General features: G+C 49.4%; 11 protein-coding genes. 6 read left to right on the top strand and 5 right to left on the bottom strand.

Translation table 11 applies throughout. The features are described 5' to 3' along the window. Positions 1 to 228: 228 nt before the first annotated feature. Positions 229 to 1,311: a hypothetical protein gene (locus Mal48_RS02645; protein WP_145195835.1), complete on the bottom strand. Its 1,083-nt coding sequence runs from the start codon at positions 1,309 to 1,311 to the stop codon at positions 229 to 231. Positions 1,312 to 1,542: 231 nt separating this feature from the next. Here Mal48_RS02645 and Mal48_RS23945 point away from each other — a divergent pair, with 231 nt between their 5' ends. Together Mal48_RS23945 and Mal48_RS02660 are read left to right on the top strand one after the other, a co-directional pair. Further along, positions 1,543 to 2,946: a tetratricopeptide repeat protein gene (locus Mal48_RS23945; RefSeq protein WP_145195837.1), complete on the top strand. Its 1,404-nt coding sequence runs from the start codon at positions 1,543 to 1,545 to the stop codon at positions 2,944 to 2,946. A 364-nt stretch (positions 2,947 to 3,310) separates the two neighbouring features. Beyond that, complete coding sequence (locus Mal48_RS02660) at positions 3,311 to 4,897, top strand: glycoside hydrolase family protein (RefSeq protein WP_145195840.1); 1,587 nt, start codon at positions 3,311 to 3,313, stop codon at positions 4,895 to 4,897. Between the two features lie 581 nt (positions 4,898 to 5,478). Here the strand turns inward: Mal48_RS02660 and Mal48_RS02665 are convergent. The 4 genes from Mal48_RS02665 to Mal48_RS02680 form a co-directional block, all read right to left on the bottom strand. Further along, complete coding sequence (locus Mal48_RS02665) at positions 5,479 to 6,114, bottom strand: TadE/TadG family type IV pilus assembly protein (RefSeq protein ID WP_145195841.1); 636 nt, start codon at positions 6,112 to 6,114, stop codon at positions 5,479 to 5,481. A 45-nt stretch (positions 6,115 to 6,159) separates the two neighbouring features. Continuing rightward, complete coding sequence (locus Mal48_RS02670; RefSeq protein ID WP_315850674.1) at positions 6,160 to 7,818, bottom strand: TadE/TadG family type IV pilus assembly protein; 1,659 nt, start codon at positions 7,816 to 7,818, stop codon at positions 6,160 to 6,162. 254 nt (positions 7,819 to 8,072) lie between these two features. Next, the gene (locus tag Mal48_RS02675) at positions 8,073 to 8,654 is read right to left on the bottom strand and encodes a DUF3592 domain-containing protein (RefSeq protein WP_197441984.1); all 582 of its coding nucleotides are present in this window, start codon (positions 8,652 to 8,654) and stop codon (positions 8,073 to 8,075) included. A 280-nt stretch (positions 8,655 to 8,934) separates the two neighbouring features. Next, complete coding sequence (locus Mal48_RS02680; protein ID WP_145195847.1) at positions 8,935 to 9,195, bottom strand: hypothetical protein; 261 nt, start codon at positions 9,193 to 9,195, stop codon at positions 8,935 to 8,937. A 620-nt stretch (positions 9,196 to 9,815) separates the two neighbouring features. On the opposite strand from Mal48_RS02680, the gene Mal48_RS02685 reads away from it, so the two are divergent. From Mal48_RS02685 to Mal48_RS02695, 4 genes are all read left to right on the top strand, one after another. Next, positions 9,816 to 10,724 (top strand): DUF1559 domain-containing protein, encoded by a 909-nt coding sequence (locus Mal48_RS02685; protein WP_315850675.1) that lies wholly within the window; start codon positions 9,816 to 9,818, stop codon positions 10,722 to 10,724. A gap of 192 nt (positions 10,725 to 10,916) precedes the next feature. Next, a complete protein-coding gene (locus Mal48_RS23080; protein ID WP_197441985.1) occupies positions 10,917 to 11,093 on the top strand; it encodes a hypothetical protein in 177 nt (58 codons plus the stop codon). Positions 11,094 to 11,462: 369 nt separating this feature from the next. Continuing rightward, on the top strand, positions 11,463 to 12,563 hold the full coding sequence (locus tag Mal48_RS02690) for a hypothetical protein (protein WP_145195849.1): 1,101 nt from the start codon (positions 11,463 to 11,465) through the stop codon (positions 12,561 to 12,563). 234 nt (positions 12,564 to 12,797) lie between these two features. Next, positions 12,798 to 13,805, top strand: a complete 1,008-nt coding sequence (locus tag Mal48_RS02695) for a DUF1559 family PulG-like putative transporter (RefSeq protein WP_145195851.1) — start codon at positions 12,798 to 12,800, stop codon at positions 13,803 to 13,805. Positions 13,806 to 14,273: the final 468 nt, after the last annotated feature.

The raw sequence follows: 14,273 nt of genomic DNA on the forward strand, positions 1-14,273 counted from the left end.
GCCACGCCCATCAATCCACTCCGTTCTGGGTCGTGCCACGCACCCGCTACAGTCTGGGCGTGCCACACAATCCAACCGAACAGGTCGGTCAGGCTACCCAGCGAGATTGTACCTCAAAATCAAAAACCCGTTGACTGGAGAGGTTCCGGTCAGCGGGTTTAATAGTTAATAGGTCACAATTAATCTGAATTGTCAGACTGTCGCAGTCTCAATTCAATGAGGCGACTGTTAGTTGCTCGACGTTGCATCTGGGGAGGCAGGGCGATTTGGACGTTGACCACGGGCGGGAACTACGGTTCCTCCTTGTGCCTGAGCTTCTGCATTCGTTCGAATGATCGCTCCCGGTGGAGTTTGGGGACGGGCTGAATTCTGAATCGCAGCTTTCGCCTGAGCTTGAGCACGTGCTTCGACTGACGAAAACGCTTCCAGCATCTGCTCATTTTGATCGGCCTGAGCCAACAGGGCAGCGTTGCCTTCAGCTAATGCACGGTCACGCACAGATGCAATTTCCGCACGACGCTTACGAACAGCTGTATTGATTGAGGCATCCAGATCAGCCTGGCTGCGGAAGATGAGTCCGACACCATTTTGACGGCGAGCTTCGACGTCATTTCCTTGTTCTGCGGCGGAAGCTTCAGTTGAATTTCGTGTCGACTGCGCAGCGGAGGCGGGAGCCGATGTTGCTGCGCTCAATCCTCCTGACAAGTTACTTTCTGCTGCGACTTGCTGTTTAAATGGGTTGTACTTCCCAAAGACCACGTCGAGATGTGTCATTTCCTGGGCGTTGACAATTACTGGAATCCCGGGTCGGTTGAGAGAGAGTACGGCAGCACCATCCGCTCTCATGTTTTGACGGGCTAAAAGACCTCCTGCAACACCCTTCCCAGCACCAGTCTCTGTGCGCATTTGGGTGTTTGTTTGAGCTCCGACTCCCAGACCGAGCCCCAAATTGGAGTCCAACCGTAATTGAGTTCCGGTTTGCACCCGTTGTTGATTTTGAGCCTGAACTCGTTCTTGCGTTGCTGCCTGAACTTGTTGTTGCAATTGAGTTTGCAATTGCTGCTGGACTTGAGTTTGAACCTGTTGCTGAACTTGTCCTTGAATCTGAGCCTGAACCTGCTGCTGCACTTGTGATTGGACTTGTGCCTGAACTTGCTGTTGAACTTGAGTACGTACTCGCTCAGTCACATTTGCAGCGACGCGGGCACTTTGATTTGCTTGTAACCCCAACTGAGCTTCAGCCTGCGATCCAAGTGTCGCTGCCAGACCGAAGACTAAAATGAGTCCTGTTGTATGAGACATCTTCTTCATCAATTGAATTCCTTTTCTGATGATTTGAAAATTTCCGAAATTCAGACTTTCAGCCATTCTTGTCGCTTTTGGCGTATCTGGATGTCGCAGAAAGCTCGTATTGCCCAAACGATTCGCTCTCTTTATCTTGATCGAAGACAGTATCAGAAGCGAGAAAACAGGAACAGATGAATTTAAACTGGGCTGAAACAAACGTTCTCTACCAATATTTCAGATCACTATGGAGCCAAGGTGGACCAGAGTCCCAACATCTGTTTGCCGCTCGCGTTACTGCTAATTGCAGGAACCCTGTGGTTGCCAACGCTGAATGCCAGTGAAAGTGGAGATCCGATTGAGGCATATCTCCTCAAACGTCTCGATGAAAATCCGTCTCATGCAGACAGTTGGAGGTTACTGGGGCGGGTCTACCAAAAACGCGGCGACATCGCCGGTGCCAAGCAGGCCTTTCAAAAGTCACTGGACAATGACCCGTATTCTGCAGCTGCTTTGTTCGACTATGGGCAGGTTATTGCCGATGAAGAAGGTCAACAGGCAGCATTTTCATATTTTCAGAAAGTTTACGAGATTGCCCCGGAAAGTGACTACGCAAAGCAATTACGCGAACTCGGTATCCCTGAACCACAACAATCCAGCGAAGCCATCAACGCGGTTTATGAAGTGCTTACACCGGAAGAAATCCTGCAAACCGACTATCAAATACAGCGATTCGATGAATCAGAAAATCTAGAGCGTCGAAATCGCGAGCTGAATCCAGTTGTTCAAACCGATGACGATCGATTCCGATTCTTCCTTGAAACGGGCGTGCTTTACAACACGAATGTAACATTAGCCCCAATTAGCCGCCAACTTAGCAGCATTGATGCTAAAAGTTTCCAGGGCTTTCTAGCACCTGAAGCAGAGTGGATCGCCTATCAGGGAGAAAAGTGGCGAACGGGGCCTTTGTTTCGGGGGTACTTTACACTCAATGAGGAAAACTTTAAGGCGTTCAATCTTTCGAGTTTTCAGCCAGGAGCATTCTTAGAAAGAGATCTGGAGTGGTGGGGCGCGACTCATATTCAACGATTTGAATATACACAGTCTCATGATTTTTTTGACGGTGAGAAGATTGGGCTAAGGCACTCTGCGACTGCGTCCATCACAACGATACTTCCAAGTCTCGATGCGTTGTACTGGTATGTCACACCGAGCTATTCGACTTTTGATGCACCAGTGGCAAATCCTTCACAAGACTCTCTGGATGGATTCGGCCTAACTTTCGGGATGAGCCGTTTCTTTCGCACGAGCCTGACATGGCTGCCAACATGGAGCCTTGGACCTGACTTGGAATGGATCAATACCGAAGGAGATAACTACCGATACTTTGGTGCCAAAGTTCACGCTGATGCCACGATCCGCCTGCGGGAGAATCTCGACTTTATTCCTTCAGGAAATATCGGATTCCGAGCGTACCCGGATTACGCTAGTGGAGGCGACCGAGACGAATTGGCGTATCGACTCAGCTCACGTTTGCGGTATCGATGGTCCGACCACATTTCGACTTCGCTAGTCCTCAACTACGACCGCTTCGCCTCAGGCAATCCGAACTTCGATGCCGAACGATTTGAGACTGGCTTTGTCACGACCTTGTTATATTGATAGCTGCAGGCCAAGCGACGAATCGAGTCCTGTCGTGTGGATGAAACTAATCGGCAGGCACAACGAGTCCATCATGCGTTTGGATATCTCTGACTTCAAGCACGTCAAGTAGACAACGCCTGTATCCCTCTGTCGTTTCAATAAACTTCGAATCATCTGCCGTTTGACCACTCGAAGAGGCGACGCTGGGTGGCCAACTCGCTTCGGTTTTGAAGGTCGATGTGGCCAAACTTCTGATTCGAAGTTTCATCCGGCGAGCCGATCAGAGCCCCGTCTCGGGGCGAGCTTGGTTGCGACATTGCCGACGCAAACTGTTACAATCGCGGCCCGCCTCCCATACCTGAGTCCGATGCTGGTGCCTCACATGATTCCCGAAAGATCCTTCTGGCTGATTGTCGCTTCGATCGTCGTCTTCTCCCGTTTCAGTCTCGGTGCAGAATACATTGGCGGGGCAAAGCAGCTCTTTATCGATGATCGCATTATTGATTCGCTCGGTGGTGCACAGCGTGTCTTCAAACAGGCGGTTAAAACGCAGCCGCTAGTTTCAGCGAGCACCGGCTGGGAGACGAAACGATCTCTCGCTTACCCGACTGTGCGGCGGGAGGCAATGAACTCCTGGAAAATGTGGTACCGTGCAGCAAGTCCGATGGGCGAACGGATCATCTGTTATGCGACTTCCACTGACGGCATCACTTGGACGAAACCAAATCTCGGGATTTACCCGCATCACGGCGGCAACAATAACATTGTTCTGATTGGTAAAGAAACGTTTTTAGATACGCCCAGTATCTTTCGTGAAGACGACGGATACTACCTATATTGCATTGAGGGTGATGTTCGCTATGTCGTGTACCATTCGTCAGATGGAATTCACGATTGGAAGCGGGCTCCTCGTGGACTGCACGCTGACCACGCCCGCATCATTCAGTCAGGCACGAACGCTCCAGCGCCGCACAATTTTGATATTTGTCTCGCAGTGTTTGATCCGTACCGCGATGACTACATCTTCCATTTCAAGGTCGCCCACCGGGAACAGTTATTCGGTCCGAACGACTGGCAGCGGAAGTTCTGTCAGCATCGGTACTCCGGCAGCCTCGCCACCATCCAGGACATGCCTTTTCCACGAGTGACTCCCCGCCATGAACTTGCAGATAGAGAGGATGAATCTGTCGAACCGGGAACACTGCGGGCGGAGAACTATGGTCTGGGAATGTATCCGCAGGAAGACGGCAGTGTGATTGGCTTCAGTTGGCTGTTCAGCATTGACGGCCATAACGGTCCTGTCAGCAAGGGCGGAGACGGGACAAGTGACGGCTTCTGGCACTACGGCCCCGTCAACGTCATGCTCGTTTACACACGAGATATCAACGGGCCATGGCAAAGGCCGACCAGAACACCCATCTTGCCTCGCGGCCCGGTCGGTTCATGGGATTCAGGGATGGTCCATACAGCAAACGCCCCGACAGAAGTACCCAAAGCTGAAACCGCCGGCGCCGCCACAGACGAAATCTGGTTGCACTATGTAGGCGCCAATCATGTTCACAATCGTAATCCTTCCGAAGGAGAGCGGGATCACCAAATCGGGATCGCGAAATGGCGGATGGATGGATTTGCCGCACTGGAAGACACGGACGGAACGGAAGACACCGTCATTACCAAAGCAGTCGTTTACCGTGGCAACCAGCTCACGCTGAATGCCGATGTCAAAGCGAATGGCTACATCCGTGTGAAGCTTATTCGGGTGGGTGATGGCACTGACCTTAAAGGCTGGTCGGATGCCGTGAGCGGCAACCGACAGAATCATGTAGTTCGGTGGAATGGCGAAGATCACATCGGAAACAGCGAGGGCGAAGAAGTGGTCCTTGAAATCAGAATCAAAAACGCAGCCCTGTATTCACTCAATTTCACCACCGACGCTGCACCGCCAGATCGCGACGAGAGCAAACGCTGAAGCCAATCTGCTACAGAGAGATTCAAAGACCACTGGCAAGCGATGCCAGTCTTCGATACCCCAGACCGATTGATTTGTGCGGACCTGTAACGGGAGTCAGGACTCCAATCGACCGATTAGGGAGGGCGAAGGGCGTTGGCAGGAGTTTGAATAGCATCCTGCGATCACTTGCCACAATGGCAAATGTGCTCGGTTCCTTAGAGCATCTTTCGAATTGGTTTTCAGGGTCTGCCTCGTGGCGAACAGCAATTTCATTGGAACCGGTCCTGAAACGTGCAATTGCCCTCTCAAACGTTGAGGAAAGTGGCTATTCCAGAGGTTTTCGGACTGGTTCTAACGAAACGCGTTCTTCACGGGCATGCGGTAGAGCAAACTGCTCTAACACTGGTATCGCACTGGGGGGCTGGGCAACATACTCACGACGGGTGACGGGTGACGGGTGACGGGTGACAGTCTGCCTTTTTAGACTTTCGAACCCTGGAAAGGTCTCAAACAGGTTGCCTCGATAGCACATAGCACACTGCAAAAAAGTGCCGAACAATATTGGGGGCTCTCCTGCTGGCTTTCACTGCGGGGTGGCCTCAAGGGCAAGAATCTGAGTAAGTTGCGACATGCACAATTCTGGGCTGTCCGTTGAAATAGGCCGCGACCGCACTTGCCTGAATCGAATACGGCCCGACGTTGATTCCGAAGAGGTCCGCCCAGGCGCTATTGATTGTCGCAGTTTTTTGAACTCGTATTGCGTGAGCTTGACCGACACCAGGCGAGGTGTTTGAACAAAAAATGAACTCATCATTTCCATCAACAGAGACTGTGCCAAGAATTAATTCCCCAGCGAGGTCATCATTATCATTGGCATCTCCACCGCCGATATTTTCGTTCCGCAAAAGTATGACTGGCGTTGCATCATACGGATTCATAGCATCTTGACCAACGATTAAGTTGGCAGCACCTGTCGTCAGCGAATCGTCTCGTGTGGATGCCCGCCCGACGGCGGAATTCGCGCCCGTCCCCCAAGTCTGCACACCACTTAATGCGGCAGCCTCTATGGCGTTTTCAAGTTCCACTCGGCCTGTCCATAGTCGTGTGGTGTCTACCATCACACCGAACATGACGATCAATACGGGCAGCAAACCAATGAACCAGAGGACTGCAACTCCACTACGATCTTTGATGTCAGAGACAAACAGGTCGCCGCTTCTAATGCATTTTCTCATATGTGCTTCCTAGGGGAGAGCGTCACTTTCAACCCGCAATTGGAATTATTCATCTGCTTGAGGACCATAACTCACATCCAGCAGAGTTCCCAATGGAGTCGGAGGTGTTTGAATTTCCCAACTTGCTCCACCATTAATTGTCTTCAAAATGTAAGGTGCGACAAGTGGAGCACTGAGATTGTTTGTGCCAACGGCGTAGCCGGTATTCGCATCAATGAAATCAACGGAATTCAAAGTTCCTACTGATACTGGGTGCGTCTGCCGAGCCCAGGTTGCACCTCCATCCGATGTCGAAAGAATTAAGGTGACAGTATTCAGGCCTGAAACCTCTTGACCGACAGCCCAACCGTTCATGGCATCAACAAAATCAACTGAAAGCAGTGATCCCGCGAGAATTGGCGATGGTAATGCAGGTAGCGGCTGTGAGACCCAGGCTCCAACACCTACTCCACCAGTTGTGGTTTTAATAATCGTTGGAACAGCTCCATCAGACCCAACTGCCCAACCTGTAGTTGTGTCTATAAAGTCGACATCATTCAGAACACCAACTACTCCTACAGGTGAAACATCAGTGAAGCTTCCTGCTCCGTCTGCGGATGAAAGAACGTACGCATTCCCAGCGTTGGTACCAACAAACCATCCATTACTTGAATCAACAAAATCGACAGCATTCAGAACACCACCAGCTGCACCAACGTTGTTACGCGTATCCCACATGTCTCCGCCAGTTGTTGTTCTCATCACGAGCGGGAATAATGATCCGACTTCCGACCCGATCGCAAACCCGACCATTGAATCAAGGAAATCAACATCGACAAGAGCTCCATCATCAGGAAATGTTTGAAGCGTCCAGCTTGCTCCGCCGTCTATCGTTCTGACAACGACTGGCAAGACATCCGGCATTAACGGATCACCGAATTCTCCAGTACCGACTGCCCAGCCATTCATGTTATCAACAAAATCAACAGCAGAATGAGTGCCGGTGTATGTTCCGGGAGTTGTCTGCTCCGACCAGGCGGGACCTGCTGAGATTTCGTTAAGAATTGCGGGACGGATGTTTAGAGAATCGCTCGCATCAGTGCCGACTGACCAGACAAATCCCGACGGAATCGCTGGCCGCTCATATCGAAAAACCGTCGAGTGTGAAATCGTTACGTCAGACAGATCTAAACCAAACGTTGCGAGCAAATTCGGTACATTGCCAGAAAAGGGAACACAAACGGTCACTCGAACGTGTTCATTTGTTAAAGGTAATCCTCCTCCTTGTGGCTCACAAACGCAGCCCGCCGGAGCCACAGCAGGATAGACCTGCACGGTATTCATGACTCCCGCGACATTGTGTTCCATGATGACCTGACATGATTCGCTTAAGCTGCCGTTGGCAAGTAGCTCATCGACTCGTTCTTTCAAAGACTCTCCAAATGGAGGTCCCGGCATCGCTGACTCATCATTGAAATTTTCCAGCCACGGATTCTCTGCCGATGTTCGACTTGATTCAGCAGCGAGCTTGACCCCGACTCGACTGGCGAACGAGACCTGCTGACTCACCTGAAAGAGAATCCCGAACTCGATAATTGCGAGCAGGCAGATGAACAAGATGGGCAAGACGAGTATCGTCTCTAAAACCACAACTCCTCTGCGTAGGCGAGAATGATACACAGATGGAAATTGGGAGTGATTGATAGTCGCGCTCTGGGAAATCACAATAATTCACACACCGACAAAGAAGGACAGATATCAGAAAACTCTAACCCGCTCGCATTGACCGGTATTAATGCGATTGTTACCGAATCGCAATGACGAATCAAGAGAAACTTAATACTAGAACCAGTTCGAAAACCTTTGGAATAGCCGCTTTCCTCATTGTTTGAGAGAGCAATTTCAAGTTTTAGGATCAGTTCTGGAGTAATTTCAATACTGAAGTTCCCCACTATCCGTGGGGAACTTCAGTCGCTACGTCACTGCCTTGAAGTACGTTTTGATTTTGGCTTCTTCTCGGGGGGGTGAGTTTTCACCGCCCATTTGTATTCATCTCTGAGGATGTACAAGCTCACGGGCGCAAGTATCAACACAATGAGGGTAATGTAGAAGAAGAAAGTCTCTTTCGAGGTTTTCCCGGGGGTTAAAGCAGCGTCTGCAGGATTCGAAGGATTGTAGTAAACTGTCACTGCCATCGGGTTTCTGACATCGTTAGTTCTCTTGAAACCGTAGCCCTTTCCAGCTGCTGTTCGGTACTCGGCACGATTGACATTAATTTTCTCTGCCTCAAAAAGCTTGCCATCGACTTCATAGCTGTAACGCACGGAAACAGTCTGTACTTTTTTTAATCCTTGACGTTTCACGAAAGTGTTCGATTTTGTGACCTCCACAGACGTGAGAAATCCGGGAACGCTGGGCCATGACTCCGAGGCTGTAGCCCGATAATGCCACCAGGAAGTCATAACTAACAAAAAGGGTGCGGCGACAGCACATGTCCATCCCAAGATTGTTATCGCCCAATAATTCAGAGGTGCAAGTTCGGCTCCAGGGTCATCATGCATTGATACTTTCCCTATTTCTACGAAATTGCTTGATGATGAACACCATGGCACCAATTTCAGAAAAGTCTCCCTGTCATTCATCAGGATGGAATGAGGATATCAAATGCTGTGGTCATCCACAAATATTGTCGATTCAGTCGCTACCCTACTTCGTTACTGGATGAGTACAAACGACATGACAAAACCAGTAGTGGGTTCCCCCGAAAGAAACAAGACGCCCCGCCAGCAAATCAAAGATCAACAAAGCCCCCCCCCGGACAAATCCAAACCGCACGAAAAATCAAACAAACCCAAAACGGTTAACGGCGTTGTGTGGCACGCTCAGACTGGAGCGTAGCGCAAGGATGGGCGTGGCGAATTTCGTGTAGACTCTCATTCTTCCATGGTTGGTAACGTTCTGTCTGTCCATTTGCAACGGGACGTCTTCTTCTCCTGCGTACCAGCGAGCACTCGACCATTCCCAATCAACTGCTGTCTCAGCTGGTCGGAGTTCGTCGATCGAAGGTATGACGAGGACGTAACCCACCAAATCGCTGTTCAAATTTTCTCCCCCCTGCGCCTCTGGTATGGGGGCAAATTCAAACAATCCGAGTAAGCCGTTCTGGTACCCCGCTGATCGTATCGGCGACGCTGTTTGCGAAAATACGCCTTGTCGTTATTTGAGTCGTGAACTCTCATTTGATTCGAGACCTTGTCGATGATTGAGTCTCTACTTCGTACTCGCCACGCCCATCACTCCACTCCGTTCCGTTCTGGGTCGTGCCACGCACCTGCTGCAGGCTGGGCGTGCCACACAATCCAACCGAAGAAGTCGGTCGGGCCACTCAGCGAGCGTTCTGTGAAGTCCTGCAAATGATCTTCATGGGTACAACAAGCATTGAAAATACTCTCAATCACACTGCCATGAGAAATGCCCAGTCGATTTCTCTGTCAGAAGTATAACCGGTTTCCATGCTTTGAAACCAATTCCGTTCGAGGATATCGAGTCTCTGTACGTCAAAATTCACGGCTCGTCAGGTGGAAAAGTCTGGCCTCTGCTTCATTCTGTTGTTTTCACATGTTCTTAATAAGTCCTTAATCGGGGTGAATAGAATCCCTCGCATCACGCAACGCAGCAGCGTTGTTCCGCTTGAATCTCGCTCCATTTTTATTGAGGAAACGATGCCTACCCATCATCCCAGTTCACCAACATCTCCTCGCCAAATGCCACGGAAAAAAGGTTTCACACTGATCGAGCTATTGGTGGTCATTGCGATCATAGCGATTTTAGTCGCGTTGCTTTTGCCTGCCGTTCAACAAGCCCGAGAAGCCGCCCGCAGAACTCAATGTAAAAACAATCTCAAACAGATCGGACTTGCCTTCCACAACTATCACGATGTTTACAAAATGTTCCCTGATGGAGGAAATGACGCCAGAGGGACAACTCCGGGGACCTTCGCTGGAAACTCATGCAACGACTGCTGTAACGCGAATAGTCGAGCACATTGGAACTGGATGTATCAGATCTTGCCACAGATTGAACAGTCAAATCTGTACAACGAACCCGACGACAATGTGATCTATCAAACAGGTGTCGCGACCTTCAACTGCCCTAGCCGAAGAGCACCGGGGGTGTATGGCTCTAGTGCTAAAGCTGACTACGCTGGAAATGCTGGTGATGCACTGACTGCGTATAACGGAGCGATGAATCGACGTGGTTGTAACACAGCTAGACCTGTCCGAATGGCCGACTTGCTAGACGGAACTTCCAACACGCTGCTTGTCGCGGAGAAACAAACAAATCCGCTCAACTTCGGTGGTTCCGGTGGGGATAATGAACCATGGGTCAACTCTGGTTGGGATCAGGATCAAGTTCGTGCCGGAGGTCCCGCGACTCATCCAATGTCGGATTATGATCATCCGGCCGAACCGCCAACTCACTGGAGTTCTCGATTTGGTTCAATTCACCCTGGTGTTTTCCAAGGGGTTCTCGGTGACGGCTCAGTACGCACGATGTCATTCAACTTGGACGCCGAAGTGTTCCGACGGGTTTGCGTCCGGAATGATGGAGAAGTGGTGAGCGACTTCTAGAGCAAGTTTCGAATTGGTGTACAGGTTCTGCCTCGTAGCTGTGAAGGGTCTCACTGATGAAACGCTTCATCACGGGCAAACGAGGCATTGAAAATACTCTCATGAAACTTTGATTGCTTATCGCATCACTTCGTCACCTGCGAAGTGGTACGGTAAGTACCTTTCCTAAATCCTTTTATTCTATCTCGATTCATGAAGAACAAATCCATTACAAGATTCACCCTGACATTCACCTTTGCTTTGGCGCTCTTTGCAGGATGTTCAGGAAGCTCAACCTCATCAGAGACAACACCAGAGGCTCAAATCGCTGAAGATGCTCGACAGGTTGAAAACGAAGAACGAGCCCAGCGAGAACTCGAAGCACAATGATAGATGAACTCGTCCTTCTGTATGCTCGAAAAACGATGACTCTGAAATTAACCGGAGCCAAGTAGCTCGGCGGACAGTGTTCAGCTTTCAATCTCGCACTCTGACAGTCGAGCATGCTTGGTTTGTCAGTTGCTTCTATAAATGAAAAAACGGCCTGGTCTCTCATTGAGACCGGGCCGTTTCTGTTCATTTTTTATTCAGCTTCTTTGATGACTTCAACACACCCTTTCAGCGCAAGCATTTCTAACCGATATCTACAGGCCGGTCTTGAGTTCGTAGAGATTTTATTTGACGAACTGCGGTGTCGTTTGTTATAAAAAAATTGTACACAGTGAGGTTCGGATCAATTGTAGATGAGGGCCAGTTCAAGTGTCAAAACTTCTTTTTGCCAAAGTCAGTATTTCACTGTCTCTCTTCGCAACTCTTCTGACTCCACAGAAGGCAATCTCAGATGATGCTGAGACTCTTACGATTATTCGTGCAGGTTACGCTCATACAATTACATCGATTCGAAACGTGAAGTGTGAGTATTCGATCCGAACTGAGTCGTCTCGCGACAATGACAACTTCAATTATGGAGGAGAATTTCCATTTGTCCTCGCGGTAGAAGGCAACAAACATCATAAAAGCAGTGTAGAAGGGTCAGTCGGTCCTGGCTCCCATTCAGGCCCACGTTGGTTCTCTGGGGATGGAGAATTTCTTTACAAAATTGACCACAAATTAAGGGAAGTTAGAAAGTACAGCCAGATCGATGGCACTCATGGTTTGAATCACCATCTAACACCACTTAGCTGCTTGGGGGTGTACTTTAATTCTGGGGACTTGCAAAAGAGATTCTTGAGTTTAAATGACTTACTTCGCTCACAGCCATTGAAGCTTGCAGGAAAAACCAAAATCGAAGGGGATACTTGTTGGGAAGTCCATTTAAATTACCCCGGAGTCAAGGAAGCAGATGATGTCCCGCTGAAAATCTGGTTCAATCCAAAACATGGTTACCTGCCCCAGCAGATCGATTACGGCGGTGATGGAAACATGGTTTATATCATTGAAGAATTCATCCGAGTTCCAGTTGGAAGTTTGCAGATATCGTTCCCTGGCCTTGCGAAATTAGAAGCACATTCGCATGAACTTGTTCAGACAATTCAAACACAAAGTGTGGAGATCAATACATCTTTGAGTCAATCCTTGTTTCGGCCCAAGATTCCTTCTGGCTATCGGACCATTTCTATGGACAACATCGAAGAGGTCATCGCCAGCGGGGAGCGAAACAAACCTCAACCTGACGGGAAATCATCAGAAAGGCGAGAAGCTGCTTTGGAGGCCCAAAGGCAGAAAAATAAAATTGCGAAGTCGAGTCAATCGACGTTCGACGCCACTCCAAAGAAAAAGAATATGATGCTGATAGTTCTTATGACAGGTGGGTTTATCATGCTCGTCGTCGCTTCACTGATGTCGTTGAAGCGTGGCTAGCATTTCACTTTGAGAAAGGAAAAGTTAGCTGGCTAAGCAATTATGGACAACATGAATTGTTGCGATCATCTTGACAATTCTTACGTTATCAATGGAGATAGAATCGGGAGATTTCTTTGACTGCATGTAAGTTAAAAATGACCCAGACTTAAACGCATGCGGCAATTGCTGAAGTTCCCCACTATCCGTGAGGAACTTCAGTGACGACCCAGATGGTGATTGGGGACCATTCTAATGAATTATAAATCTCGAAGAACAACCAGGGCTGCGTTTACGATTGTTGAGGTTCTGGTTGTTCTTGGGATACTCACTCTGATTCTGTCCATTGCCATACCAGGAGTGATGAATGTTCGAGATAGCTCTCGAAAGCTTCAGTGTATGTCGCGGCTTCGTCAAATCGGAATCGCGACTGAATCCTTTTACGCATCTCGTAGAAGATATCCTGTTTTTTGGGCATCAGATCCCGGCTATCAAGGGCCAATGAGAAACGATTCTGTATTAGCTCAGCTACTACCTTACCTGGATCAGCAGCCACTCCATGATTCAATTAACCCTGAGAGTATGCCAAGCATGGGGGAGCCTCCGACTTCAAAAGTGAACTCGGAAGTTATCAAAACCAATGTCCTGGCGTTTGTATGTCCGTCTGATGATGTCCCTTCAGGGGGGACAAGTTTCAGAACGAACTACGGGACAACTACTGGAATCCATGCAACCTGGTCTTGGGGAAAGCCTCTTCCGGGCAAATTGGAAGAGCAAGGGCTGTGGGGCGGTTTACGCAGTGCAAACCAACCTGGAAAAATCCTTGATGGACTCTCCAATACTGTTTTCTTTAGCGAGAGATTGGTTGGCGATGGTGATTCAAGCGTATTTATACCTTCGCGTGATGTCGCGAAATCTGGTGGATACAGTCATCGACCAGCAGACGCAATTGCCAACTGTACGCTGGTGAAAGATGTCTCGGAGCACGCTTCATATTTGGGTTGGTCTTGGCTCCCTCAAGGATATACGCATACTGCTTACAACCATGTGATGACACCAAATTCCAAACTGCCAGATTGTTTTGACAGCTGGAATCATCACACGATGGCTCAAGGCGCAATGACTGCCAGAAGCTATCACGCTGGAGGTGTCAATGTCGTCTTTGGAGACGCATCAAGCCGATTTATTAGTGACTCAATTGCCCTGGAAGTCTGGCGGGCACTTGGAACGAACCATGGAGGTGAAGTCACCAATGACTTTTGAAAGTAAGAAGAGGCTCCTAGCGAGCGTACTATCTTTCTTAGCCAAGTAGGGACCGCTCCGCAGGCCAAACAGAGTTTGCTTCCGTCTGGGAATATCGAACGTCCGATGTACTGGGGATGTGAACAACTCGAGTCGAAGATCATGAATGACATCAGAATTATTGGAGAAGGAGCATCATGGTCCGCATAGGCAGGGTGGTCCTGGTAATGATGAATCTTTCGTGCCACGGTTGTGCCAACCGTGCGGTGCGGAGTGACCGCTCTTGCTGGACGTTATCGTATCGTAGGATGTTGCATCTACTCTCGCACGGCTCGCAGAGGCCGTGGCACGCCATCCGTTCTAAACAAGGCCACCCCGCCTCGGAAGGAGCTGCAACATTTCGAGTGAACGACGATCGTTCTCAGCTTTGTTGGGTTACGCGAATCTCCAATTGAAACAGAGTTGTCAGAAACAATTCCAACGGTTTCC

Origin of the sequence: Thalassoglobus polymorphus (assembly GCF_007744255.1) — a bacterium.
GTDB lineage: Bacteria > Planctomycetota > Planctomycetia > Planctomycetales > Planctomycetaceae > Thalassoglobus > Thalassoglobus polymorphus.

Excerpts from the sequence above, each read along its gene's own strand:
- Mal48_RS02685 (WP_315850675.1), top strand. The coding sequence starts at position 9,816 with ATGCCTACCCATCATCCCAGTTCACCAACATCTCCTCGCCAAATGCCA.
- Mal48_RS23080 (WP_197441985.1), top strand. The coding sequence starts at position 10,917 with ATGAAGAACAAATCCATTACAAGATTCACCCTGACATTCACCTTTGCT.
- Mal48_RS02665 (WP_145195841.1), bottom strand. The coding sequence starts at position 6,114 with ATGAGAAAATGCATTAGAAGCGGCGACCTGTTTGTCTCTGACATCAAA.
- Mal48_RS02645 (WP_145195835.1), bottom strand. The coding sequence starts at position 1,311 with ATGAAGAAGATGTCTCATACAACAGGACTCATTTTAGTCTTCGGTCTG.
- Mal48_RS02675 (WP_197441984.1), bottom strand. The coding sequence starts at position 8,654 with ATGCATGATGACCCTGGAGCCGAACTTGCACCTCTGAATTATTGGGCG.
- Mal48_RS02695 (WP_145195851.1), top strand. The coding sequence starts at position 12,798 with ATGAATTATAAATCTCGAAGAACAACCAGGGCTGCGTTTACGATTGTT.
- Mal48_RS02660 (WP_145195840.1), top strand. The coding sequence starts at position 3,311 with ATGATTCCCGAAAGATCCTTCTGGCTGATTGTCGCTTCGATCGTCGTC.